This window comes from Bradyrhizobium sp. AUGA SZCCT0169, from assembly GCF_018130085.1.
In the GTDB taxonomy this organism is placed as follows: Bacteria; Pseudomonadota; Alphaproteobacteria; order Rhizobiales; family Xanthobacteraceae; genus Bradyrhizobium.
Window position 1 is genome coordinate 80,613 of sequence record NZ_JAFCMC010000007.1, and the last position, 25,497, is coordinate 106,109.

Sequence of the window (25,497 nt, forward strand, 5' to 3'; positions counted from 1 at the left end):
GATGGGCGGCCTCCCCATCACGTGTCCAGCCGGCGCGACGAATTGACCGGGAGGGCGGATCGGGGGCATCCGGGCGGAAGTCCGAATCGGCGGGATTCCCGGCAATTTGACCCAGGAATTCGCGCTGAGGAGACAGGGGAACCGATTACCGCGGTTTGGGCGCCGTTTTGGACCGATTCACGCCAATAAATTATGAAAATCGGGCTATCTCGGTGGTTTCGGCCGCGTTCGCACTGTTGCATTCACGGCCTGCATTTGGCATAGCTCTGCCGTTGCCGGCGAGCGATCGCCGACATCTCGGATGCGGGTGTAGCTCAGTGGTAGAGCACGACCTTGCCAAGGTCGGGGTCGAGGGTTCGAGCCCCTTCGCCCGCTCCAGATTTTCTTGGCACAAGAATGGGTTAGGAATTCCTATCCGGCCCCATGGCTGCTTACGAAGCTTTGGGGGAGCGAGCAGGGGAGCGAAACCCTAGCTCAACCCGACCGCCCCAAACTTGAACGTACCGCAGGATTGGCTGCAATCGCTCTCCGCAATGGTCGAGATTGGACTGCAGCAGCCGTTGCTGCGCGCAAACGGTTGCCAGCGGGATGCAAGTCATTGGCCACGACGGGGTCGCAGCTTCCAGACCTGTTTGCGGCATCAGCTCTCCTCGCCGGGATCATCGCTCAGAAACGAACTTCAGGCCTTACAGCAAACTGCCGGTATATTGGCGTAGGCATCGGAGGCATTTTCCTTCGACCGCGGCGGCTCTTGTTACAGAGGGGTGACGTAAGATCCCATCCGTCGTCTCGGGCGGCTTTTCTTTTGTTTACAGACGCCCTCCGGGCCTAGCAGCGCAATACGTTCAGCACTGTTGAGTTTCAGATTTTACATGGGAGATGATTGGCAAATGAAATCAGTGTGCATCTCCGTGGTGCTTGATTGAAGAATGTTCGATTAATACCCAAGCGTTAACGATGCGAAGTCCTTGGGAGCGCCAATTAACGCTTCATCCGTTTGCCGTTGCCCGGAAGCGCTTGGCCGCACCGCAGAGCCTAAGTCTATGAAAATACTAAATGCTGCCGTTGCGAGCCTGTCCCTCGCGTCACCATCGAGCACCGGTCTGATAGCCCCACCTTGGAGATAGCCCGTGCCGATAATTCCCTTTGATCAGCTTGTTAGTGCCGATTTGCATATCGACGCGGTTTATGACGGCGGCCGTAAAGGAAACGCCGGTGATGATCCGTTTGGTCCTCTTCTCAAGATGAGCAACCAAGGCGGATTTCGCTATCGCGGAGATCTGACGGGTGATCTTGAGATGCTTCTCCTGACATCGAACTTCAGTGACCCGGATTGGCCGGACACTTTGGATCGGGAAACCGGCATATTTACCTACTACGGTGACAACAAGGAATCGGGTCGCCTTCATGATACCGGACGACGCGGCAACGCAATTCTCCAGCGCATCTTCGGGGATGCCCACAGTGGGGGAGCTGGACGGAAACGCGTCCCGCCAATATTCGTTTTTCGCACGGGTGCATGGCGAGCAGCGACGTTTCTGGGACTCGCTGTACCTGGCTCGTCCGATCTACTCCGTTCAGAGGACCTAGTCGCAATCTGGCACACGTCGAAAGATCAGCGTTTTCAAAATTATCGCGCGCGCTTTACCGTGCTGGATGCCACCGACATTTCGCGCGCATGGCTGAACAGTCTGATCGCAAGCGAGCCGGACGACTCAAAAGCGCCTGAGGCTTGGCTCAACTGGCGGGACTATGGGCGCTTTCAGCCACTCTTGTCTGCCCGATCCATTGAGTATCGCAGCCGGAGCGAACAGCTACCAACCGCACCTGACGAGGTCGGGATGCTCCTGGCTATTCAGGATTATTTCCGTGAACGGCCCGTGGCGTTCGAACACTGTGCTGCGGCTCTCTCGCGTATGATGATGCCGGATATTGGTTTGCTTGACGTGACGCGGCCGTCCAGAGACGGTGGCCGTGATGGAGTGGGCCAGCTACGGATTGGTGCCGGCCCGGGCTCCATCCTCGTCGACTTTGCGATGGAGGCAAAGCTTTATACCGCGCCCAATGCCGTGAACGTGCGGGACATGTCGCGTCTTATTTCGCGCTTACGTCATCGGCAATTCGGGGTGTTGGTTACAACGAGCTGCGTTGACGTTCAAGCGTACCGAGAAATCAAAGAGGATCGCCATCCGATTATCGTTATTGCGGCGGTAGATATTATTCAACTGCTGAAAGCGAGCGGGCGCGGGACAGTCGAACTGGTGCAGGAGTGGTTGCATGCATCCTTTCCGCGGCTACCCTGAGGTCTGTTGAACGTAGTGCTGCTCAAAATAATGATGTGCCAGCTTTCCGGTGTACGCATCAAGATTGTCCTGGACGGTCATGATGCGACACGTCTCTTTTCCGCCATTAGCCGGTCCACGTAAGCCGCGTCCGACCATCTGCATGTACAGCGAGGGGCTAAACACGGGACGCGCGATCACAATCAGGTCTGTGGCGGGGGCGTCAAACCCTGTCGTTAGCGCCGAGTGATTGCAAAGAACAGAAACTTCGCCGCGCTGAAATGCCTTAATAAACCAACGCCGCGACACGCGATCGGTTTCGCTGCTCACGCTTGCTGCGCGAATACCCATCACATTCAGACGAGCCGCTAATCGATGAGCGTGTTCAACGGACGTGGCAAAGACCAAAGCGGATTTCTCACGCGCACTCGTGATCTCTTCAAGAATTTTATCGTTCCGCTCGACGCTCTCTCCGAGCCGCTTCAATGCGCTATCATTAAGTTGTTGGAATCTCTCCAGATGCTTCTCTTCAACGTCGGTTAGTATGAAGCGTTCTTCGATCTTCAGACAGCTGTATGTGAAGTTTGCCAGTACCCCACGTTTCTGCATCATCTCAAATAGATCGCCCTGCTGCGATGGAATGAGCCGGTTGTCAAAGCGGCTCGCCAGAAGGCGCGTTTCCTCGCTGCTGCGGCCGCGGAACGGCGTAGCGCTCAAACCTACAACAGGTGGTTCCCGTTCGCTGTTCAGCGCATCCGGGCTAAGCCAGCGTAACATTCCAGTGTAGGCCGGTGTCAGCGCGTGATGACATTCATCGATGACGATTAATCCCGGCCGGCTGACCCATCCGAGCGTCGGATCGTTAGTGCGTGACGCGAGCGTCTGGATAGACGCGACAATTACAGTCGGCTCTTCCCGCCCGGCTGGTGTGGGATTGATCTGACCGCCCCATAACCGTATGAGGCGCAAGGTCTCGCCTGCAGCTCCGATATTTGACCAGAGTTCTCGGAAGCATTGGACGGCTTGTTCACAGAGCTCGTCGGATTGTGCGATCCAGAGCACAAGACGGTTCGTACTGTGAGTCGCCAGAACCTCTCGTACAGCCGTCTCCGCAGCAACGCGCGTCTTGCCGGCTCCAGTAGGTAGGCTTATTACTGCGCGCCGGCGGGGACTTTGCTTATCGGCGAGAAGCATCTTCAAGCTGGCAACGACATCTTCCTGGAAGTCGTGCAGCGGCTTGAGCGGGAGAGGGCCGGAAATTGCCAGCTCTGCTTCACGACGCTCAAGCGGCGAGTGACCGTATTCCGCAGGAAATCCGATCGCAGCTACAAAATCAGCGGCTTCATTTGTACCCCACCGCGCGGGAGGTTCGAGGCCCTGGTCTCTCATTGCATTCCGAACAAGGTCTATCGCCAGAAGCGTTGGACCGGAGAGTGTCAAAGCAACTTGGGCAAGTCGCAGCGGATCACCTGATAGCATAGCCTGAACGTCGTCTTCGAATAGGCGAGCAAGACGGGTTGCGCCGCCTGCTGCTCGTAGTAACCGGGCGGGAAGATCTGGTTCTGCGGCAACGAGCCTGCGTCGGGCGGATACGCCAGAATTGAGAACCTTCTCTTTGGCATGCGGATCATCAATCCAGCCCGCAGCTGTCGCCGCATCGACCAACAGGGTGGTGCGGTCATGCCAGTTCCGGCTCGTCAGAGCTTCTTGGGCAATCAGCAATAAACCGTTCTTGAGCGTCCAGTCGACATACGTCGAGTGCTCGCCGAGCTTGCGCAGCATGAGATCGGGCAGTGTCACCCTTGCTTGCATGACAACATCTGGTATCAGCACGTCGCGCAATGCAGGTTCCAGATCGAGCAGGAGTGCAACTTGCCCCTCCTCACCGTCCTGAATTGTTTCCAACGTAGCTTCCTGATCGAGGGAGCGTGCGCCGCGGAGTACCCATAGCTGCGCGGCTTCCTGTGCCAGACAAACGGCTGTCACGCCTGCCGCGCGCGCGAGTGAAATTTCGCGCATTGAAGTCGTAATGTATGTATCAATGAGCGGCAAGGAGCCTTGTTCAGTGCTGATTAGCGCTGGAACATATCCTTTTTCGGCAGCGATATTATACAGCCCAGCAAGGCCCTGCGGATCGCACCTTTCGCCACTGGCAAAACGTAACCAAGCCGACCAGACATCTTCATCCGCCAGTGGTTCATCGACAATCTTCTCGCGGAGCACCGCAAGACCGCTACCTACCGTCTGAAGAGACGGGAGAATACCGGCTAGGTTTATTGTATCAGGGGTAAGGAGAAAGGGGAGTGCCATCTGCTGGGTATGATTGGCAAGCACACCCTCCTGTAGCAGCAGGATCAAAAAAGGATGACGATAGCTGGTCGTTGAATAGGATTTGCGCCGGGTAGAGTGGCTGAACACGACTGGTGCATACTCCGATGATGCACTTGTGGTCAGAAGATTAAGATAAAAGGCAGTAACACGCGAGCGAGAGCTTGGTGGCGAGTAAAGAAGCAGTGGCCATCCGGCTGGCATAGAAACTTCGTCGGGACCGAGTAGACCAAAGTCTGGCTTGTACTGCAGGAACGCGTGGTATTTCCGGGTGTGGTCTCGCAGCCAACCTCGGAACCAGAGTGCGGCTTCGCCCTCATCACCTGGGATATATGTATGCGACCATTTGGAAGCAGGGGTCTCCGTGACGCCAAGTTCAGTCAGCCACGGATCATCGCCTGCGTGAAAGGTGGTATCAAGCAGAAGGCCGCTGATCTGACGGCGGGTTGGCTCGTCGCTGATAGCTTCAAGATCGCTCGGCGCTATTAATTTTCCCGGCCGTATGACTTCATCAGCCGGACGCCATCCTGTTTGTGTGCGGACATGGATGTGGTGGCGAGGCGCCTCCTCGGTGAAATCATCCCATGGCATCCGACGTATAAGCTTCCAAACCTCTGTCCAGTCGTTCTTCTCCGCTGCGCGATCCATCCACACGGAAAGCAGATGTTCCCAGTCCATAGTCTCATCATCAGGGACATTGAAACGGGTCCGCAGGATCCGATTTAGATCGACCTCACCGCGAAGAAAGGGATGTACTGGATAAAGCGGTGGCTCAGCGAGCTCGGCAAGCGACACCTCGGGTGCCGTCGCCAATTGACCGCCCGCTGTAAGGATAATTCGCACATGATCACGAATACGATCCCATTCGTACCCACGAACAGTTTCTGCGTAGCGATTAACAAAGCGCAGCGTATCGCCAGCCGCATGGGGGTCGTTAGTTGCGGTATGTTGAATCCAGGTGAGCGCTGAGACAGTCCGCAGACGGGGTGGATGCTCCGCTTTATATGTTGCAGCGGCTAGGCGATCCGCAAGCCGACCGAGGCGCCCAATACGTTGTGTGCCAAGGGTGCAGGTCGGATGAAGGAATTTCGCACAGGTTTCCGGATCGGCGAGGTGAGACCATTGTTTGATCAGTTCGGGATCATCGTGAGGTGCGCGATATAGATTCGCTGGCAGCGCCAGCTCGTGGTCGCAGTTGGGCAAAACCGGTGCATTCGCAAGCAGTGTCCATAATGCATTTACCAGGGGGGCCGCGGGTTCGGTCAAAGTAATTAGTTCACGGGGGAAGGCGTCCAGGACGGCACCTGGGTCTGCTTCGGTGGCCAGCTTCGTAATGTTGGCAACAATCAGCTCCGCGGCGCTTTGCATCAACGCAGCATTCCAGGCGCCGGGTATCAGTGCAGTACGGTCGCTATTCAGTTTCCAGGGAGCATTAAGAATGCCAAGCGTTCGGGTCTCAGTTGTTGTGGGGAAGAAGGCGAAGAAACGTCCAGCCTCGCGCACCCCGCTGATCGGCGCGGCCCAAATCAGCGGCACATTCTCACGGGAATGGACTGTAGTGGCATCGTCCTTTGCTGCCTGATCGGTTATCTCAACGCTTGTTTCAAACACGCGCCAGCGTTGCGGCGGAGTTCGGTCGTTAGCGACGTCTTCGATCGTGACACTGCCGTCCTCCGTCGTCACGCGGCGCAGATGGCGGAAGCTGTCTGGTGTACGTAGCTCCAGCTCAACGTCGCAGGGGAGAAAAAGTAAAAACTCGGCGGGAAACGCTTGGATCTCTGACGCAACTGCTTCTCGCGCGCCAGCGGCAATGAGTTCGGCGAATACAATCGTGCTCGCCCAACAAAAACGGTCAGCCCCCGGCGCCGTTGCCACCTCTTCATCCCAGGTGCCGGGCTCAGCCAGACGGAGACCGGGAGCTGTCGTATTTGGTGCTAGGTTGAGATGCGACCGGATAAGGTCACGGCTGCGGGCCGGATCGAAATGCAGACAGACGCTGCGGCTAAGAACATCAATAGTGCCGCCCAGACGGAGAAGAGATTTGAAGCCAAGTCCAAAGCGGCCGATCTGTCCTGCGCGCTTTCCTGAAGCGTGCGAATTTAGCAGGGCCCGCACGCCCGCCGCATCCACCGGCGTGCCCGTATTTGCAGACCACAGACCGCGATAGTCCGCCTCAACAACGATCCTCCCGACGCTCTGAGGAGCGCTGGCGTCTGCAATAGCATCGGCCGCGTTCTGGATCAGTTCTGCTACCTGCCGATAGGCGTAGCCCCCGGCGAGAACAGAAGTCTCAATGTTCGCATGTTCTTCGACATCGTGTGGGGCAGTGCGGTATGCCGCCAGGCGTTGCTGGCAGAGCTCCTCTGCATAGGCGACCAAGTCCAAAGGGCCTTCCGCCAGTCGTGCTACAGATTGTTGGATCACGCATCCCCTTGCCGGCTGTTTGCCACTTGCCCATGGCAGGATGTTACCATAGGTTGCCAAAATAAAAGGGGGGAATGTGACCAGCGTTAACGTCACCGTCCGCAAGGGAAATCAAATAATTACGACGGTTGAACGTCCGCTTCACGACACGGCGAATGGACCCGCCGTTCGGTTTCGCCGTCGCCTTTGGTTACTGACCGACAACACCATCGATTTGGACGGACCTCAACTAGAAGACGAGGAGCAGCCGGAAGCGATCGAGCTTCCTCCTCCGTTCGAAGAGGGGCCGGACAGCGCACAGAACCATGTTATCGCACTGCCAGCCAGCGCGCGTATGTTGGTCAATGCTGGGCCTGGCACCGGTAAGACACATGCTGCATGTCAGCGGATCGCCTCGCTGATAAACAATGGGATTTCGGCTAATCGTATCTGGGTCGTAAGCTTTACGCGCACCGCCATCGTTGAGTTCCGGAACCGGATTGCAGCCTCGCTTCGTAATGCGACGGACGCGGCTTCAGTCAGAATTGCCACACTCGATTCACATGCCTGGGCAATCCAGTCAGGATTTTCTCCCACCGCAACTCTCACTGGCGATTATGAGGATAATATTCAGTCGGCTATGGAGCGTGTGCGTGGCGATGCCGATGCCGCTGATTATTTTCATACTCTTCAACACCTGATCATTGATGAAGCGCAGGACGTGCTGGGCATCCGCGCAGAATTTGTTGCGCAGATTATTGACAAGCTGAGACCTGAAGCTGGGGTAACGGTCTTTGCCGATGATGCGCAGTCAATCTTTGGGTTTACCGAAGATGATGGAGCAAAGACTACATCCACACGCTTGCTGGCTCTGCTGCAAAACAGAGGATTTAGTGAAACGGATTTGACGCGTGTTCACCGCACGAGGGACCCACGGCTGCGCCAGCTATTCACCGATGTCCGCCGCCGTGTCCTGGCGTCAACCAACCGGCCCAAAGCCCATTGTGAGCAAATCCGACAGGAGATTATTCGCCTTGCGCATACAGGGATCGGCCCCGCAAGCGAGCTGACTCTGAAGGGGATGAACGATAATACGCTTGTTCTCATGCGCCGGCGCGCTGAAGTTCTTGAGCGCTCTGCGCGTAACGGTGACGTGCCACACCGGCTGCGCATGGCAGGCCTCCCAGTCCGGCTGTTGCCCTGGCTGGCCGCGATCTTCTGGGATTTTATTGATGGTACAAAATTTCCCTGGGTGGAATTTGAGAAGCGTTGGAGCGAGCGGGTACACGGACCGCTGGCGGTGCGCACTACAACGGCCGCAGAAGCTTGGCCGCTTCTCGTCGAAACAGCCGGCATCAATGCCCGGGTGATTGACCTGCGAGTGCTTCGCAGTGTTCTCGGGCGTAGCAGTCCACCGATGTTGTTCTGTTCACCGGAATACGGTGATCATGGACCGATTATCGGGACCGTCCACGCAAGCAAAGGCCGTGAAGCCGACGAGGTGCGCCTGTTTCTATCACCCCTGGATCCCGAAGCGGATAATCCAGAGGAGGAAGCGAGGGTGGGATTTGTAGGCGCAACCCGTGCGCGCACACAACTTCATGTGGGCGAAGGCTCGCCCATCAGAAACCGGCAATTGGATAGCGGCCGTGTATTTCGTACCACCCGGACCCGCAAGCTCCAGGTTGAAATTGGCCGGACGCAGGATCTGAACGCCAATGGGCTGGTCGGTCAGCGCGCGTTCGGCAGCGCGGCCGATGCGAAGGGGGCGCAGGATATTTGGTGCGCTCAGCCGTTGCATCAGCAACTGATGGCTCTGCAACAGCGAACGCTAGACTACGAATACGAATTGCTCAATGAAAACCGCAACCGTTTGGCGGTTTTAAGTCCGGCCTTCAAGATCGAAATGAATGAAATCGCCAGCAAGGTGGATAGATGGCCGGCAGCAAACGCTTTTCCTTATATCCGGTCGCTTGGCCTGCGTAGTCTTGTGCTTTCATCCGATCATCCAGAGCTTGAAACCTTGCATGATCCCTGGCGTCGCAGCGGGTTTCTTTTTGCACCTCTTCTAACAGGCTACTCCAGCGGCAGGTTTGGCAGAAATGGTTAACGCGACCCATTCATCATCAGCGCCACGACAAATCGTGGTGCAACGTCTACACGATGATCTGATCGGGCCCCGTGAACCGGCGGAATCGCTCAAGGCCCGGCCATCCGATGTGTGGCTCACTGGAATTCTATGGCCCTCTAATACGGAGCTCGCGCCAGAAGAAGACGAACGATTGGCCGTAGCGGGTAATGGGGAGAGCACCGGCGAAGACACGGACGACCAAGCGCGGCCAGCGGCTGTTCCTATGCGGCGGCCCTCTACCGCAGGTCTGTCCTTCGCAGCCAAAAGAACCGGCGCAGGCGATCCTGAAATAAACGTGCGGATCACATTTGGAATCTATCACCGCGATGATAGCAACCCCAATGACCGGAGGTGGGTGCGCACCCCCAAGGTTCTTGATTGTATTCGCATTCCTCTAGTGGGACGTTTTAAGGATTCACCGCTCGAAGTTCCAGAGCTTCCTGGCCTGAGACTAAACATCAGAGTTGCGGACTTTTCTGACGGGCGGCTTGCGACAGTGACGCTCGTCAATGCCTGTCAGATGGAGGAGCCGGATCGCAATCTATCTGAAACATTGACGATGTTTCAGGTGGCGATGGAGCTTACGCCCGTTGAAGGCACGGTGTTTATCGCTCGTCCGTCGCGTCGCGCGTCGGTTGATGCTGACGATGCATCTGCCGGGTTGCTTTATCGGCATGCCCGCGAATATGCGGCTGGTCACACATGTTCCGCCGACTGGACCGTAAGTGGTGCCGCGGATAATGCGACCGTTGAATCGCTACGGATATCTTGGTTACCTTCCGCCGAAACACCAGCCGTCAGCAGTTCTGGACACGCTGTATTCCGTGAGCTTGGAAAAGGCGGCTCGGAACCTCTATCTGCGTCATGGCTCGTATCGGCTCCCGCGGCTGCGCTGACGGCAGCCTTACTTGAACTCTGCGAAGCCTATAACAGTTGGATCAAGTTACAGAAAGATGCGTCCTCCACCCTTGATGCTGGGCAAAAGAATGTAGCCCAGCGTCATCTCGATCGGGCGAGCGACGTTCTCAACCGTATGCGCAACGGCGTTGCCCGTCTTACGTCCGATGCTGACGCGATGCTTTCGTTCCGGCTTGCGAATCTTGCGATGCATACGCAAAGCATCTGGAAAGACGGCACAGCCCTGCAGTGGCGGCCGTTCCAGCTCGGCTTCCTTTTGCTGAGTCTTGAATCAGCCATTGATGGTAAGCACCCTGATCGTGAGGTCATGGATCTCCTGTGGTTTCCGACTGGCGGCGGCAAAACCGAAGCATATCTTGGTCTAATTGCGTTGGTAGCATTCCATAGGCGGGTGTCCCGGAAGAATCCGGATGCGGGTGCCGGCGTGGCCGCCATCATGCGCTATACGCTGCGTCTTTTGACGACGCAGCAGTTTATTCGTGCTAGCGCGATGATCTCGGCCTGCGAGGCCATCCGGCGGGGTAAAATTCCAACGCCGCAGCCAGTAAAGCTTGGCGCTGCACCTTTTGCCATCGGTTTGTGGGTGGGAGGCGATGCCACACCCAACGACCGCGAGAAAGCATTCGCCAGCCGGACCGACAGAACGCTTTCCAGTCCTCGCCAGCTAACCGACTGCCCCTGTTGTCATGATCCTCTGGAATACACACAAGTAACGTCCAGCGACCCGGTGATTGTGCGGTGTATCAAAACTACCTGCACTCTTCACGGAGATTCGCTGCCGGTCTGGACCGTCGATGAAGACATATATCTGCAGCAGCCGACACTTCTGATTGGTACCGTAGATAAGTTCGCTCAGATCGTGCGCAACGAGAGCACGGCGCGGTTATTCGGCGTTGGCTCCGACGCACAACCTCAGCTAATTCTGCAGGATGAGCTGCATCTTATTGCTGGGCCGCTTGGCACACTTGCGGGCCTGTATGAAAGCGCACTCGACGTCATCCTTTCAGTTGATGGAACGCGGCCAAAAATTATTGGGTCAACTGCAACCATCCGACGTGCGTCAGAGCAGGTGATGGCTTTGTTTGACCGCCAGACTTGTCAATTTCCACCGCCTGGTCTTAATGCCGCCGATTCCGGATTTGCGGTAATCGATGAGAAACGACCTGGACGACTTTATCTGGGTGTCTCGACCTCCGGACGATCTGCGAAGTTCACGCTGCAGGCGGTAGCGGCATCGCTGCTGCAGACAGCAGCTGCTTTGCCCGCAGCGGTGAGGGACCCGTATTGGACACTCGTGACATATTTCAACTCATTACGTGAACTGGGTGGCGCCCTGGTTCTGTTCCAAGACGACGTTTACGACACCCTCGATCAGATCTCGACCGCCCGAAACGAAGCTATCCGCGAGCCTGAGATGATCGAAGAGCTGACTTCGCGGCGTTCACAAGGCGAAATTCGTGACCTGTTGAAGGACCTAGATCGCAAAGAAGATAGCGGAATGGCTCTCGACGCTGTGCTCGCAACAAACATGCTTAGCGTCGGTGTCGATATCCCACGCCTTGGGCTAATGTTGGTAAATGGTCAACCGAAAACTATGGCCGAATATATCCAGTCCACGAGCCGTGTCGGACGCGGGAACGTGGCTGGTCTCGTCGTTCCGGTTCTTAACGCCGCCAAGCCTCGTGACCGCTCTCATTATGAGACGTTCCGAACCTGGCACGCCACGTTGTATCGTGATGTCGAAGCTACCAGCGTCACGCCGTTTGCTTCGCGAGCTCGCGACCGGGCGCTGCACGCTGTTCTTGTTGCTATCATCAGGCATTGTATCCCAAACATGTTGAGTAAGCCGATGGCCATCGATGACGCTATGCGTGCGCAGGCTGAAGAGCTTATCGAGATCGTAGCGCAGCGGGCGCACCGCATCGATCCTCTCGAAGTAACTGTTAAAGATGAGCTTATGGAGCGGCTCAAACGCTGGATTCGTCTGGCGCCGAAATTCTATTGGCACACGCGCCAGCGTAAAGCATCGCTTCTTCAAGGCGCAGAAGAGGCTGCGGCCATGAGGGCTTCAGGGCACAGCCCGGGTCAGGCATGGCCAACGCCAAACAGCATGCGTAGCGTTGAGCCGGTAACCCCGTATCGCATGACCGAACGCTTAAGAGGATCGCAGAATGCCAGTTAAAGATATTGGCGAGCTACGCCGTAGCACAGCGATCGGGACGTTTGGGCCAGGCGCTGTCGTCGATTTTCGTACAAAGGAAGCCGCAGTCTCGGCCGTGGTCAGCGGTCTGGAAGAGTGGGACCGCAACTTCAAGCCTGCCGGTATGCTCAATCCGCAAACGGTCTTCGAAGTACGTTTGCAGAAAAAGTTGAATGTACAAGGCTTCCGCCTACCTCCTGTGCGGGATCCACTCAATGAGCATGACGATGAAAAATCGCTTGTTGCGGTCCGCTTCCCGCATTGGCTGCAATGTCCGGGCTGCGACAGGATTGGAGACGTGAATCTATGGGACTTCGATCCTGGCGAGGCTGCGCGTTGGTGCGGCGAATGTTCACGCACGCGCCCGCCATCGGACAGGCAATATGTGGTGCCGGTCCGCTTCATCACAGCATGCGAACACGGCCATCTGGATGATTTTCCTTGGAACATGTGGGTGCAGCATAAAGAGGGATGCACTAATCCCCGGGGTTTTTTGCGGCTGCGCTCAGAACAACCTGGCCTGTCGGGAATTATTCTGAGTTGTGATCAGTGCCAAGCACGCAGATCCCTGGACGGTATCTTCAGCACACGCAATCGCGTACTACCGCCTTGCCGCGGCCGTCGCCCCTGGCTAGCGGATGGCGATGAGACCTGCGCTGCGGCCGATACAGTCCGCACGATGCAGCGCGGTGCTTCAAACTTGTATTTTCCAGCGATTGAATCTGCGCTCAGCATCCCACCATGGTCGGATCGTCTGCAGGAAGCGATGGGCGTGATGTGGGACGTTGTCGCAAAGTCTCCGCTTGAACAGCGACCGACCACCATTCGTCTTCTGGAGACCCACCTCGCGGATGTCTTGAATGAACTTGAGCTCACGCCGGAGCAGCTGAGCGTCGAGATCGAGCGACGCCTGCGAGCGCATGACGATATTGAACTCGGAGATCTGCGACGCGAAGAATATCGACAGTTGAATACAGCGGTCGCGGCGACTGGCTTTGATCAAGAGTTCGAAGTGCGGCCGCGGCCAGTACCTGAAGAGATCCGGCCATGGATTTCGCGCCTTGTGAAGGCAGTCCGGCTGCGCGAGGTTCGGGCGATGACTGGCTTTACTCGCATCCATCCAGTCAGTGATCCAACAGCACCTAACATTGCCAGACTATCTGTCACACCCCTCACCTGGCTGCCAGCTATCGAAGTACGTGGCGAGGGCATCTTTCTTGTGTTTGATGAAGATCGTCTGCGCGCATGGGAGGCAAAACCAGATGTCCGTGAGCGTGCTGCGACGATTGACGAACGCTACATTGCGGAATGGCGTGAGCGTAATGGCAATGACGTTCCGCCGCCGTTGTCCATTTTACCGCGCTTCCTTCTTATTCATACCTTTGCTCACAGCCTGATGCGACAGTTGACGCTGGATTGTGGTTATTCTTCTACCGCGCTTCGCGAAAGGCTCTATGTCGGGACAGATGACGGCGGTATGGCAGGTGTTCTCATTTACACGGCGACGGGCGATGACGACGGGACCCTTGGCGGCCTACAGCGTCAGGGTGATCCAGAGCGCATCGGGCGTACGGTGATCGCAACAGTGCAATCACAGGCTTGGTGCTCATCAGATCCTCTCTGCATCCATGGCCGACTGACCAACACTGAAGCTATGTCGCAGGCCGCCTGTCACGCCTGTGTGTTAGCCCCAGAGACCGCTTGCGAGCATTTCAATCGTTTTCTCGATCGTGCCATGCTAGTGGGAATGCCGGATAATCCAGCCATCGGATTCTTCTCGGGTCTTCTTGCCGGTGGTGAAGGATGACTGGAGCAACGATGTGGCCGCGCGAGCTGTCACGACAACTTCGCCAGGACCCACTACGCCGCGCCGAGGTGAAGGTCTTTGATGCGCTAGCGGAGGCGCTCTCTGGTGGTTGGCATATATTCTACAGTCGCCCCTGGCTCGGCCTCACTCAGACTGGTGGCGAACGCGATGGCGAGTGCGATTTTGTGGTCGTCCATCCCGACCGCGGTGTTCTTACCCTTGAAGTAAAAGGCGGCGGGATTTCATTTGATCCCTCAAACGACCGCTGGACCAGCCGGGACGGGAAGGGGAATGAGTGGGAGATCAAAAATCCCGTCGCGCAGGCGATGCAAGCCAAGCATGTCATTCTGAACAAAGCTAAATTACAGCGAGGCTGGCCGCAGGTGTTCATCCGTTTTCGGCATGGTGTTGTGTTTCCGGATGCGCCGCCTCCCGCCGGCGATCTGGGTGCGGACCGTCCTCGCGATCTGTTCTGTTGCCGACCGGATATGACGCGTCTTCGCGGATGGATTGAGAAACGGCTTTCCGGCGGTGAATCAGAGCGCGGTCCCGGTTCGTCCGGCCTTGCAGCGCTACAGAATATTCTGGCTAGACCCTTTATGCTGAGAACGCCGCTGGCCTATCGCCTCGAAGACGATGACGCGGCCATTACTGCACTTACGCCTGAGCAGTTTCGGGTTCTCGATCTGATCGCCGATATCCCGCGTGCCGCCGCTGGCGGCGGTGCTGGAACGGGCAAAACTATATTGGCCTGTGAAGATGCCCGGCGCCTGGCGGAAGCGGGAAGAAAAACTCTGCTGACCTGTCGCGGCCTCCCACTTGCGGCGGATATCCGTCAGCGCATGAAGGGGAGCGGCGTTACCGTTCTTGCTTTTGATGAACTAGGAGCAACGTTCGCGTCAGATTCCAGCGAAGATGATCCCGCGGAACGGTTGATGGGAGCGGTGGAGTCCGATGAGAACATCCGTTTTGGTGCAATTATCGTCGATGAGGCGCAGGACTTCAGAAATCACTGGTGGGTCGCCCTGGATGCGCTTCTCGTCGCCAATCCGGAATCCCGGCTGCACGCCTATTTTGATACCAACCAGCAGGTTTATGGCTCCGCGAGCACGCAGCAGCTTCAGAGCCTGTCGATGGTTCCGATCCGTCTTACGCGAAATCTTCGCAATACCCAGGCCATTCATAGTGTCGCCAGCCATCATTATCAGGGGCCGGTTATTACGGCGGACGGACCGGCAGGAGTTTCCATCGCGTCGCATCCGGTCGCAGACCAAGACATCTTTGCGAAAGTCGCTAATCAGATAAGACTCCTGACGGGAACTGAGAGTGTCAAACCTGCAGATATTGCTGTTCTCGTCCCGGACGATGCTGCCCTCAATGTCTTGCGAAAACTCGCATTGCCCGCCGTGTTGTGTAGCACGATTATTGACTTCAAGGGATTGGAGCGTCCGGTGATAATTGTCGCGGCCACGCGTGCCATCGCTGATCAGGACGAGCTGGCCTATGTTGCCCTGTCCCGAGCCCGGACGCACATGATTCTGATCGGAGAAGCTGTCATCCTGGACTGGCTGGCACCATCAGCCCTTCAAAGGGGCAATGATGTACAAGTTTAGCCTGGTAATCGCAACGCGCTTTGGTAGATTCCGAAGAAGGTCAGCCGTGTGGCGCGCAGCTACTAACTCTCTTCAGACTCTGATCGGGCGACTGAATGAATAGCGAGGTATTTTCACGCAAATTGAAGCGGCTGCGTGCCGGCGGCGCAGCGCGCGTCTTGGATCTTTTTTCCGGTTGCGGAGGCTTGTCGCTGGGCCTGCAGGCGGCTGGTTGTTCCATCCGCGCAGCTGTCGAAATCGATCGAGACGCGGCCCGGTCGCATGGTGCGAATTTTCATCCGTGCGATCCACGGCACGCAAAGGCGCGTAATATCACAACCCCACCGGAAGACTTCGCCGCGGAGCTTGGTCTTGGGCCTGTTGCCGAAGCCATTGATATCATCGTGGGTGGTCCGCCGTGTCAGGCGTTTGCACGCGTCGGTCGTCCAAAGCTTCGCGAAATTGATGAACATCCGCAGGCGTTCCGTAACGACCCGCGCGCGCGCCTGTATCAGGAATACTTGCATTATGTTGGTGCGTATCAACCGCTTGCTGTGCTGATTGAAAATGTTCCCGATGTGCTTAATCACGGGGGCCAGAACATTGCCCAGGAAATCTGCGAAGTTCTCGAACGCAAAGGCTACGTCTGCGGCTACACACTGCTCAATGCGGCCTTCTTTGGCGTACCGCAGATGCGCGAGCGCATGTTTCTGATCGGTTACCGACGCGAAGTCACTAATGCGGTGACGTTTCCCGAGCCCAGCCACTGGATGAATTTACCGCCCGGCTACGAAGGTTCACGCGCCGTCGCGCTAAAGGTCCTCAATGGCCTTTTCCAAGTTTCTCATAATTACACTGATCCACCTGCCAGTCACGATGGCCTGTCGGCGGCAGTCACGGCTAGCGAAGCTATCGGCGATCTTCCTCCGATCGATGCCCGCCGCCTCTTGAAAGAGGGTATTCTGCGGCGTGGTGCGAGGCGCTTCGATAACATCATCGCCTGGGATCGCCGTCGTCGCGTCTCGTCTTACGCGCACATCATGCGCACGTGGCCAGGGTTTCTCGCTCCAGAAGAGGGCTTAAGAGATCATGTGATCCGATATCTGCCCCGTGACTACCCGCTGTTTGCTCGACTCAATCCGGGAGATCAGTACCCTGAAGCTTGGCAACGAGCCACGGATATGTTCGAAGAAAGATTGGAGAAGTTGCGCCGTAAAGGCCAGCCGCTTCAAAAGGGTTCGGCTGCGTACGAAGAACTTAGGGATTCGATAGTGCCGCCGTACGATGCGACCAAGTTTCCAAACAAATGGCGAAAGATGTGGGTAGACCAGCCAGCCCGCACCCTGATGGCCCATCTAGGCAAAGATAGTTACAGCCATATCCATTATGATAGCAACCAAGCCCGGACTATTTCGGTTCGCGAAGCTGCGAGACTTCAATCGTTTCCTGATGGCTTTTTATTCTCTGGCACGATGAATCCGGCTTTTCGCCAGATCGGCAATGCTGTGCCACCACTACTGGCCAAGGTGCTTGGGCGGGAGATTTTAAAGGCGCTTAAGAGCAAAGAGCGTGCGGAAAATGTGCGCCGGCGAGCTGGGACGTAAACATGGCTGATGTCCTAACCCCTGCGCAACGCCACCTAAATATGAGCCGCATCCGCGGTCAGGATACAAAACCTGAAAAGCTGCTCCGAAAAGGCCTCCATTCGCGAGGGTTACGCTATCGGCTCCATGTTCGAACGCTGCCAGGTCGCCCGGACTTGGTGTTTCCCCGGTTTCGGGCGGTGATCCAGGTGCACGGTTGTTTTTGGCATGGGCATCATTGCCCGATGTTCAAAATGCCCGCGACGCGCACAGAGTTCTGGATAAAAAAATTGAATGGAAATCGCGATCGAGATCAGAAGACGCTTCGTAGTTTGCGGCAGGATAATTGGCGCGTTTTAACGATATGGGAATGCAGCCTGCGCGGGCCAGCCCGCCGAACACCAGACGAGGTTGTTCGCTTCTGCCAGTCGTTTTTAAGCAGTCATCAAGTAGGTCAGGAAGTCTCTGGTCGTTGGGATGAGGTATATTCAATCGTGCGCGATAGAGCGGGTCGAATAGCTTTTGAAGAAAAGCGCTGACGATATCGCGTCATTAGTCTCGCGTCATTAGTCTCTTGGGTGGGGCGAATATTCGATGTGTATCGATTCGTGAAAACGAAGTTAGTACAGACATAGAGAGTGCTGGGTAGCTGGGTCATTCGAAAATCGCATTCTTGAGCGCTGTATTCGCGGCGTCACCTGAAGCACGAAACTCTCATTCTGTTCAATGCGGCTCATTTTTCATCCAAGCTCGTCCGTTCTCTTTCAATGACAGCAAGAACTTCGTTCCACTCTTCAGTTTCGAGGACAGTATCAATAGTTTCGAATTCGTTGTCCTGCCGCGTAACAATGAAGCGGGGGCCATCTTGAAATTCACGAAGCGACTTGTCGACAAAATCAATCCAGATGTGAAGGCCAAGGTCGTCGCTTGTGATACTTGGACACGCATTGTTGTGCCAAGAAGTGTCAACGAAATTGCCATGTGCAGGCATCGCGGGCATGTCGGTTACTGGATAATCGGGGAATTCGGTCTGGAAGGTTGTGGTCATTTCCTCTCCGTCACGGGGCAGGATCTCCATTACGAAATATAGAAGGAAGCGGAGAAGCATCAAATGAATTTCATTTCTGCTCCCCCGCAACTGCCCCACAGTCGTTTGTCGCTGTTTGGTGCACTCCCCCTCGGTGGTGCGGTGCAGTTCAAAATGCCCCGCAGCTCCCCCGACTTCCTTTAATCTTGGCAACGGTTTAATTATCCAAGGGATTTTTGCTAAGAGCGTGATCCTGCGCAGGTTGAGCTCTGGAGATTTGGGGCTCAGGGTAGGCGCCCGCCCACTCTTAGAAGCGATCAAAGCCTTCAGGCGGCGGCCTCTGACGGATAGCGGACGTTATCTCAGATCGCCAGCCACGTCCGCTTCCGAGCAGTTTCACGGGACGAGAAACGATGCGTCTTAAACGCGGGAGCCTAAGGCTTATCCTTTTCGGCACTCCTTCCCCGGTTGCCCGAGACACGAATTAGCCGGCGGGCCGGCGCTATTTGCTCGTCTTGCGTTGACGGTTGTCCTACTATCGGTATGAAATTGGCTAACATGGACATGCCGTGAAGAAGGGTCATTGCCGTGGTCACGAAACGGCGCGATTTGCCCGGCGGATTGCGACACCGGTGTAGCCATTGTGGCTTTGAAATCCGGCCGACTGCGAACTTTTGCGGCGGCTGTGGCCGATCCAGGGCCTTCGGGACCGCGACAGACCATAACGCCCTCACTTTTCTGCAATCGAAAGTGCCAGCCAAACTGGCCGAGCGGATTTTGCATTCCGGCGGGGCCATGTCCGGAGAACGCAAGCATGTCACAGTTTTGTTCGCCGACGTCCGTGGTTCGACGGCGCTGATCGACAGGCTCGATCCAGAAGAGGCGCTCGAAATCCTCGGACCAGTGCTCCAGGTGCTGATGGATGCGATTCATCAGCACGATGGATTTGTGAACCAAGCCCGTGGGGATGGTGTCATGGCGCTTTTCGGAGCACCCATCGCAACGGAAGACCATGCCGTGCAGGCTTGTCGCGCGGCGATGGCCATGCAGGCCGGCATTGAAGAGCTGAATCGCAAAAGGATCAGCAATATCTCCCTGCGTATCGGAATTAACTCGGGTCACGTCGTCATTCACTCGATCGGCAGCAACCTGACGATGAATTACGATGCGGTCGGAAAAACCGTGCATTTGGCGGCCCGGATGGAAGAGCTCGCGGCGCCGAACGGGATCATGCTAACCGCAGCAACTCAAAACCTGGCCAAGGGCTTCATTGTCGTTGAGCCACGAGGCACGGTCATGTTGAAGGGCGTGGCGGAGCCGGTCGAGGCGTTCGAATTGGTTGGGATGCGTTCGACCACTCGCTGGCAGGTGCGTTCTTCGCAAGGTCTCAACGCGCTTGTGGGCCGGGAGGCAGAGCTCGACACGCTGAGGGCGCTGCTGCGAAGAGCCACGAGCGGCAACGGACAGGCCCTGAATGTCATTGGCGCTGCCGGGTTAGGAAAATCGCGACTGATTCATGACTTCGTCAGCGAGCTTCCTAGCGGGTGGCTGGTGCTGGAAGCCGCGTGCGTTCCTCAGCATACCCAGTCCAGCTATTATCCGATCAGCGATCTGATCCGTCACATGTTTGGCATAGACGTCGATGACTCGCCCGACACCGTCGCAAGGCGGTTAAAAGAGCAGACCGTTTCGTTGGAGCCCACTCTGTCCAGGTACCTTCCCGCAATTTCTTCGGTGCTGGACATCAGTGTCGAAGACCAGGAGTGGAAGAACTTCGAGCCGACGGAAAAGCGTCGGGAAATCGTCGAAGCAATTACGGCTCTGGTCCTATTTCAGGAGCGGCGCACACCCCTGCTGATCATAGTCGAGGACGTCCATTGGATTGATAGCGAAACGAGAATCATTCTTCACAATGTCCTGAGTCTGTTGCGTGGCGTGCGAATTTTCCTCGTGGTGACGCAACGCCCGGAAGGCGATTTGGCTGACCCGGGTCTTCTTCGCCTGGAAGTGTCGGCGCTTGCAGAAGTTGCTGCACAAGAGATGCTCGATAGCCTTATTGGTCGTGATGTCACCCTACAGTCCGTAAGAAACCGCATTGTCGCCAAAGCGCAGGGAAATCCGCTATTTCTGGAAGAGTTGGTTCAGTCTCTCGCAGAAACAGGAAGCTTCGAGGGAGAAGCAGGGGCCTATCGCCTCAGTAAACCCGCCGAGCGTATCGAAATCCCGCAAACCATCCATACAGTTCTGGCCGCCCGAATCGACCGATTGGATGGGGTGCCGAAGACCCTGCTGCAGACGTCTGCCGTGATCGGAGCGGACGTTTCGATCACGCTGCTCTCCGGAATGCTCGAGGTGCCGGCAGGCAAGATATATGGAGACCTCAAGGAGCTTGAGAAGGCGGACTTCCTTCGTAGGGTGAAGCGCGTCGGATCGGAATACTCCTTCAAGCATGAGTTGATCCGCGAAGTTGCCTATGGAACGATGCTGTTGGGGACGCGCCGCTCGCTACATGCCAAGGCGGTCGCATTAATCGAATCCCGCTTTGGCGATCGGCTCGACGAGCACATCGACCGGCTGGCCGATCATGCATTCATGGCGGGACTTTGGGAAAAGGCCGTGCCGTATCAGCTCCGTAGCTGTCGACGTGCTGTGAGGCGCGGCGCCAACCAGGACGCGATCGGGATTTATCATCGGGGGCTGGAGACCTTGTCGCACTGGCCGCCTTCGGCCGCGAAAATCAGGGCCGAAATCGATTTCCGCCTGATCGTTGTCATTGCCTTGGAGCCGCTCGGCAAGCATCGCCTGATTGCCGATGTGCTGCGTGAGGCTCGGGAGCTGGACGACCCCTCAAATGATCCGATACGCAATGCCGCCGTCAATTGTCAGCTCTCGGTTGCCCTTTGGCGCATTGGAGAGCACGAAGGTGCAATGGAAGCGGCTAAAGCTGCGAACGGCATCGCGCAGCAGATCGCTGACCCGGCTCTTACGTTTGCATCGTTGCACAATATGGGGATGGTGCTCCACGAAACCGGAACCTACAAAGATTCGATCGAAATACACGAACAGTGTTTCGCGTTCGAAAGTCCGGAGCTTGATGCGAAGCGCGCTGGTTGGGCCGCCTATCCAAGCGTCGTGCTTCGTACCTTCTTGGCTGATTCCCTGATCGAAATCGGAGAACTGGAACGAGCCGAAAACTTGGCCAATGATGCCATAACAAGAGCCGAGGATCATTTCTACTCGCGCGCAAATATATCGCATGTCCTTGCCCGGCTCAGGATTGCGCAGGGACGACATGTGGAAGCGTTGTCGATCCTGCGGGAGTGCTGGCAAACCTGCCTCGATCGCGGCATCGTGCAGATGTACCCGATACTCGCCGCACGGATGGGAGAGGCCTATCTTGCGTTGGGCGATGTCAAGGCCGCTGCCGAGATTCTTTCTAAGCCGGAGCGACTGGACATGCCGCTCGGCGAAAACGCTTTTGGCTGGGGTTGGCTTTTCGTCGCGCAGGGGCAGGCTTTCCTAGCGGCGGGCGATCACGCGCAGGCACGTACTTCAGGGCAGCGAGCCCTGGCGCTCGCGATTGAACGTGGCGAGCCGCCCCAACGGGCCTATGCGCTGAAATTGTTGGGCGATGTGTCGTTGGCAAGGGGTGACCGGTCCGAAGCCCAATCCTACCTTGAGCGCGCTCTCGAGCTCGCAACAAAGTGTGACATGCGGCCGTTGATGGACCAATGTCGTCCCGCCCTCGAGTCCGCTCGCACGTCGCGCGCGATGTGAATCAAACGCGACATTGCTTGAGGTCATGCGGGGGCGGCGATATCGCGCAGCGCACGAAGTCCCGGAAGAAAGAAATAGGCTCCGCCCCGGACCGTGACGAACGGCTTTGCACGGTCGACGCGAAGGTTGGCCGGCCGGCTCTGGATCGTGATTCCTTCTCCATCAGGGAAATGACTGATTGGATCCGTTCCAGTGTAGAGACCGTTGAAATGAGGGTTGTTAATCCATGAGTGCTGGATCATTTCGAATTGCCCTGCGATATCGGCGTTCAGGGCAATGAACAACATTCCTCTCTCGGCTTTGTCACCATGGCCATTTGCACCATTCGGCTCCCATCGTTCGCCATATGGCCGGCCGCGCCTGATGATGCGATGCATCTTTGAAAGATGCATCGCTGTTTCCGGATCGGGTCCGAGAGAGTCACGCGGATTTGCCCGCCGGATGTGTGCTCCGATCGGGCACCTCAAGCCGGAGCGGTCCTCGTAGTAGTAGAGAAAATTGTTCTTCGCATCTTCCTCGCTTCCATTGGGCTTCTCGGCGACAAGCGGTTCGCCGTCCTTCCCCCGGCCGAGCAGGCGTGCGGCAACCCAGTCGTCGGTCTCGCCGATTTTTCTGGCTACGTCGGAAACAAAGGTGTTAAAGGCCGGGACATTCTGTTCGAGCTGGCGAAAAACAAGGTAGGTGCCGTTCCGCCTGATATCCCGATCATGCCCGTTGGTCACGCGCGCTTTGCGCTCGTTCTCGTAACCGAGCAGGAACTCGCCCGCCTTTACCTCGGCGTTCGGCTTGATCTCGGATTTCCTATTCTTGGGATTTGCGCCTTTGCTTTTTTTCGGGCGGCCCTCGATCTTCGGCTGAGAAAACCCGTCCTCAAAGCCGAAGTGCTCCCTCTCTTTGGGGAAGAGTTGACCCATTAGTACGATTGGTTCGCCGTCGACAATGTCGGCCATTGCCGTCATTTCAGCCTGGATCAGCTGATTGATTCCCGTCTCCTCTGCGAACAGCATAAGGAGGCCATCGATTTCGCGGGATTTCTCATTCCAGCCGCCCCAATGCCAGTACTCTGGTGAGCTGTCTTCGAGGTCGCCAAGTACATTCGTCCGGCGAGGTATCGGCGCCCCCAAGGGTCGCACAGGGGCCATTCCTTCGAGGAATTCGAACGAGAAGGAGCTAAGCGTGGATTGGTCGACCCCGAAATGCCGCAGGCCAGAGGCCGTCAGCGCCAGATTTCTGGCGGGTTGCGTTTTGCTGCTGGGTCCGGGCTGGACTGGCGTCAGCCGCGTCGTGAGGTCGGAAAGCCACTCTCTCTTGCGCGCGAGATCACCGGATTGGAAACGCAACAACAGATAGGCCGAACGCTTTAGTTCTCCGTACCCACTGAGGACGATACCTTGTACATCCTCCCATTCTACCCTGTCTATCTTGCCCATGATGGTCCCCACTCAAAGGTTTTGAACGATGGCGTCGACCGCGCTTGGGGCGGGTCGCTTGGACAGGGATTGTCGAATAGCCGTGCTCGTATTGATGTTCACCACGCTCAGCGTGTGATAGGCGCTGTACCACATGATCGTCTCGATCTGGCTCTCCCGCACGTAAGCTTTGAACGGCTGCTCAGCCTGAGCCCCTATCCAGAAATAGAACCGCGTTTCGGGGAAGCTGCAGCGCGCGCCTGCTTGACCTTCGACGTAGGTGTTGGTCCAAATGGCGTTCAGCCCCTTGACCGCGGCCATGTCGATGAATTCGTTCAAATAGCTGTTCCAGGCGCCTCCATAATTGTCGAGAAACAGCAGCCGTCGACCACTATCAATGAGAATCCAGCGGGCCGAGAGGATAGTCGGGATATCGCCAAGCGTGCCAACATTGAACCAGAAGCGGGACAGGAGATTGATGAGAAACAGCGTGCCGCGCAACGCAATACCATGGACAAAGCCTGACTTGACGAGCGTCAGGCTTGCAAGGTGGTTCTGGAAACGGTTGTTGCCGCCTTCTTCCCGCGCGTATTTTTTCGCATTATCGGCGGATCTCGCTACGAGCGCTACGGGATCCTCAAATTGCCGCTTGTCTATCACTTCGCGGCCGTGCGCGACGAATAGGAGCAAGACGCCAAGCGCGTACAAGACAAAGACGCCGATGAATGCGTAGGCGGCGATCAACAGTCCTTGGTAGATCAGCCCGTTGGTAGTCTCTTTGGTCATGATCGGCGACAGATACCGGCTGACGATGAGGGCTCCGCAGGCGAGGACGAGCACCATCATAAACCGGACCAGGTCGAGCCGCAGGCGTCGCCAGTTTTCCCGCGGGCCTTTGAGTTTATTCACTTCGACCGATATGTTCAGAGATGTTGCGAGGTATTGCAGGCCGGCCAGCGCGACGAACAGCAGGAAGAGGACGAAGAGAAGGATCGGATGCACCAGCCAAGTGGAGAGCTGGGTCGCAACAAGCAACGTTCCCATGTTGGGAATAAGCGCCTGCAAAACCGCGCCAATGAAAAGGACGAGCACACCATACCGCAATATCACCAGGACGTGCAGCGGAACGCGGCTGGTGAAGAATTGATCGCGCGGATGTTTGCTCCAGCTGATGAAAACGAGTTCGAGTCCACGGAGCAGCAGCCAGCTCACGGCCAGTCCGATGGGGAGAAACACCTCCGGCGGCAATCTTACCGGGAAGTTCGGGAAGAGCTGCATGAGAATGCGTTTGCTGTTGCGATCCACAACTGCAAAGGCTGCCTTGATCGACTCCAATAACGGCGGCCAGCCGTAGGCCACCGCCAGCCAGTCGCAGGCAGCGCCGATCAGGCAAGCCAGAGCAAGAGCCGCAAGAACTATCGCCACGGCGGTCAGGTTCCGGTACTGCACTTCCCATGGCACGGGTGCCGGTCGGTCGGCCCAGCGACTGTCTGCATTCCCGGTGACGAAGCCGCGCAGCTGCGCAAAGAGTCCGTCCAGACGCGTCGCAAAGGCCGCACGACGTTGCTGCCCGGTGAAATAGTCGACGATTTCGGACTGCAGCCCGTTTTCACTCTTGATTTCCGCGACGGTCCGGCCGGGGTTGCCGGAGAAGTAAATGTGAGCTCCCACATCGTGATCTACCAAATACCCTTTTGCGAGCTCGGGAGATATTAGACCGGAAGCCGGGTAGCCCACGCAGTGCTGGTAAAGCCCGTGGATGCCTTCGCCTGCTGCGCGCAGCAGGTCTGAAATAAAATCCCCCTTCGACCCATCAAACGTAGCTTCGAGTACAAGGCTTGGCTCGAAATCGTGCGTCCCCTCCAATATGATGCAGCTGGCGAAATGGAGACTTGGAATACGGTCAAACCGGAAGTCCGGTCTGCATCGCATGTCGGGTTCCGGCTCGGCGTTGTCGCGGAGATATTGACGACATTGCTCTGTCTGAGAGGCCTTTATCGGTGTGATAATCGTGACGTAATTCGTCATGGGATCTATCCG

At 56.7% G+C, this 25,497-nt stretch carries 12 protein-coding genes and 1 tRNA gene; 9 read left to right on the forward strand and 4 right to left on the reverse strand.

Translation table 11 applies throughout. The features are described from left to right. Positions 1-303 precede the first annotated feature (303 nt). A tRNA-Gly gene (locus JQ609_RS11175) sits at positions 304-378 on the forward strand. A 752-nt stretch (positions 379-1,130) separates the two neighbouring features. After that, entirely contained in the window at positions 1,131-2,303 is a 1,173-nt protein-coding gene (locus JQ609_RS11180) for a restriction endonuclease (protein ID WP_212273449.1), read from the forward strand. On the opposite strand, the gene JQ609_RS11185 is transcribed toward JQ609_RS11180, so the two are convergent. Then, the gene (locus tag JQ609_RS11185) at positions 2,295-6,995 is read right to left on the reverse strand and encodes a DEAD/DEAH box helicase (RefSeq protein WP_212273450.1); all 4,701 of its coding nucleotides are present in this window, start codon (positions 6,993-6,995) and stop codon (positions 2,295-2,297) included. The two genes, JQ609_RS11180 and JQ609_RS11185, sit on opposite strands and share 9 nt — an antisense overlap. Before the next feature lie 115 nt (positions 6,996-7,110). On the opposite strand from JQ609_RS11185, the gene JQ609_RS11190 reads away from it, so the two are divergent. From JQ609_RS11190 to JQ609_RS11215, 6 genes are all read left to right on the forward strand, one after another. After that, positions 7,111-9,123 carry a UvrD-helicase domain-containing protein gene (locus JQ609_RS11190; protein WP_212273451.1) on the forward strand — a complete coding sequence of 671 codons (2,013 nt, stop codon included), beginning with the start codon at positions 7,111-7,113 and terminating at the stop codon, positions 9,121-9,123. Next, positions 9,116-12,244, forward strand: coding sequence for a helicase-related protein (locus tag JQ609_RS11195; protein WP_249127861.1), 3,129 nt, complete (start codon positions 9,116-9,118; stop codon positions 12,242-12,244). The genes JQ609_RS11190 and JQ609_RS11195 overlap by 8 nt, the downstream gene beginning before the upstream one ends. After that, the gene (gene drmB / locus JQ609_RS11200; protein ID WP_212273452.1) at positions 12,234-14,069 is read left to right on the forward strand and encodes a DUF1998 domain-containing protein; all 1,836 of its coding nucleotides are present in this window, start codon (positions 12,234-12,236) and stop codon (positions 14,067-14,069) included. Before JQ609_RS11195 ends, drmB begins: the two co-directional genes overlap by 11 nt. Positions 14,070-14,080: 11 nt before the next feature. Continuing rightward, a complete protein-coding gene (locus tag JQ609_RS11205) occupies positions 14,081-15,682 on the forward strand; it encodes a nuclease-related domain-containing DEAD/DEAH box helicase (RefSeq protein ID WP_212273453.1) in 1,602 nt (533 codons plus the stop codon). A 95-nt stretch (positions 15,683-15,777) separates the two neighbouring features. Continuing rightward, the gene (locus JQ609_RS11210) at positions 15,778-17,265 is read left to right on the forward strand and encodes a DNA cytosine methyltransferase (RefSeq protein ID WP_212273454.1); all 1,488 of its coding nucleotides are present in this window, start codon (positions 15,778-15,780) and stop codon (positions 17,263-17,265) included. A gap of 2 nt (positions 17,266-17,267) precedes the next feature. Beyond that, on the forward strand, positions 17,268-17,783 hold the full coding sequence (locus tag JQ609_RS11215; protein WP_212273455.1) for a very short patch repair endonuclease: 516 nt from the start codon (positions 17,268-17,270) through the stop codon (positions 17,781-17,783). A 194-nt stretch (positions 17,784-17,977) separates the two neighbouring features. On the opposite strand, the gene JQ609_RS11220 is transcribed toward JQ609_RS11215, so the two are convergent. Continuing rightward, complete coding sequence (locus tag JQ609_RS11220; RefSeq protein ID WP_212273456.1) at positions 17,978-18,592, reverse strand: hypothetical protein; 615 nt, start codon at positions 18,590-18,592, stop codon at positions 17,978-17,980. 429 nt (positions 18,593-19,021) lie between these two features. Here JQ609_RS11220 and JQ609_RS11225 point away from each other — a divergent pair, with 429 nt between their 5' ends. Then, entirely contained in the window at positions 19,022-22,048 is a 3,027-nt protein-coding gene (locus JQ609_RS11225; RefSeq protein ID WP_312014836.1) for an adenylate/guanylate cyclase domain-containing protein, read from the forward strand. Positions 22,049-22,071: 23 nt separating this feature from the next. Here the strand turns inward: JQ609_RS11225 and JQ609_RS11230 are convergent, their stop codons facing one another. Both JQ609_RS11230 and JQ609_RS11235 read right to left on the reverse strand, forming a co-directional pair. Then, positions 22,072-23,478 (reverse strand): Dyp-type peroxidase, encoded by a 1,407-nt coding sequence (locus JQ609_RS11230; RefSeq protein WP_249127863.1) that lies wholly within the window; start codon positions 23,476-23,478, stop codon positions 22,072-22,074. A gap of 12 nt (positions 23,479-23,490) precedes the next feature. Then, positions 23,491-25,485: a hypothetical protein gene (locus JQ609_RS11235; protein WP_212273457.1), complete on the reverse strand. Its 1,995-nt coding sequence runs from the start codon at positions 25,483-25,485 to the stop codon at positions 23,491-23,493. Positions 25,486-25,497 lie beyond the last annotated feature (12 nt).

Excerpts from the sequence above, each read along its gene's own strand:
- JQ609_RS11195 (WP_249127861.1), top strand. The coding sequence starts at position 9,116 with ATGGTTAACGCGACCCATTCATCATCAGCGCCACGACAAATCGTGGTG.
- drmB (WP_212273452.1), top strand. The coding sequence starts at position 12,234 with ATGCCAGTTAAAGATATTGGCGAGCTACGCCGTAGCACAGCGATCGGG.
- JQ609_RS11205 (WP_212273453.1), top strand. The coding sequence starts at position 14,081 with ATGTGGCCGCGCGAGCTGTCACGACAACTTCGCCAGGACCCACTACGC.
- JQ609_RS11210 (WP_212273454.1), top strand. The coding sequence starts at position 15,778 with ATGAATAGCGAGGTATTTTCACGCAAATTGAAGCGGCTGCGTGCCGGC.
- JQ609_RS11215 (WP_212273455.1), top strand. The coding sequence starts at position 17,268 with ATGGCTGATGTCCTAACCCCTGCGCAACGCCACCTAAATATGAGCCGC.
- JQ609_RS11230 (WP_249127863.1), bottom strand. The coding sequence starts at position 23,478 with ATGGGCAAGATAGACAGGGTAGAATGGGAGGATGTACAAGGTATCGTC.
- JQ609_RS11235 (WP_212273457.1), bottom strand. The coding sequence starts at position 25,485 with ATGACGAATTACGTCACGATTATCACACCGATAAAGGCCTCTCAGACA.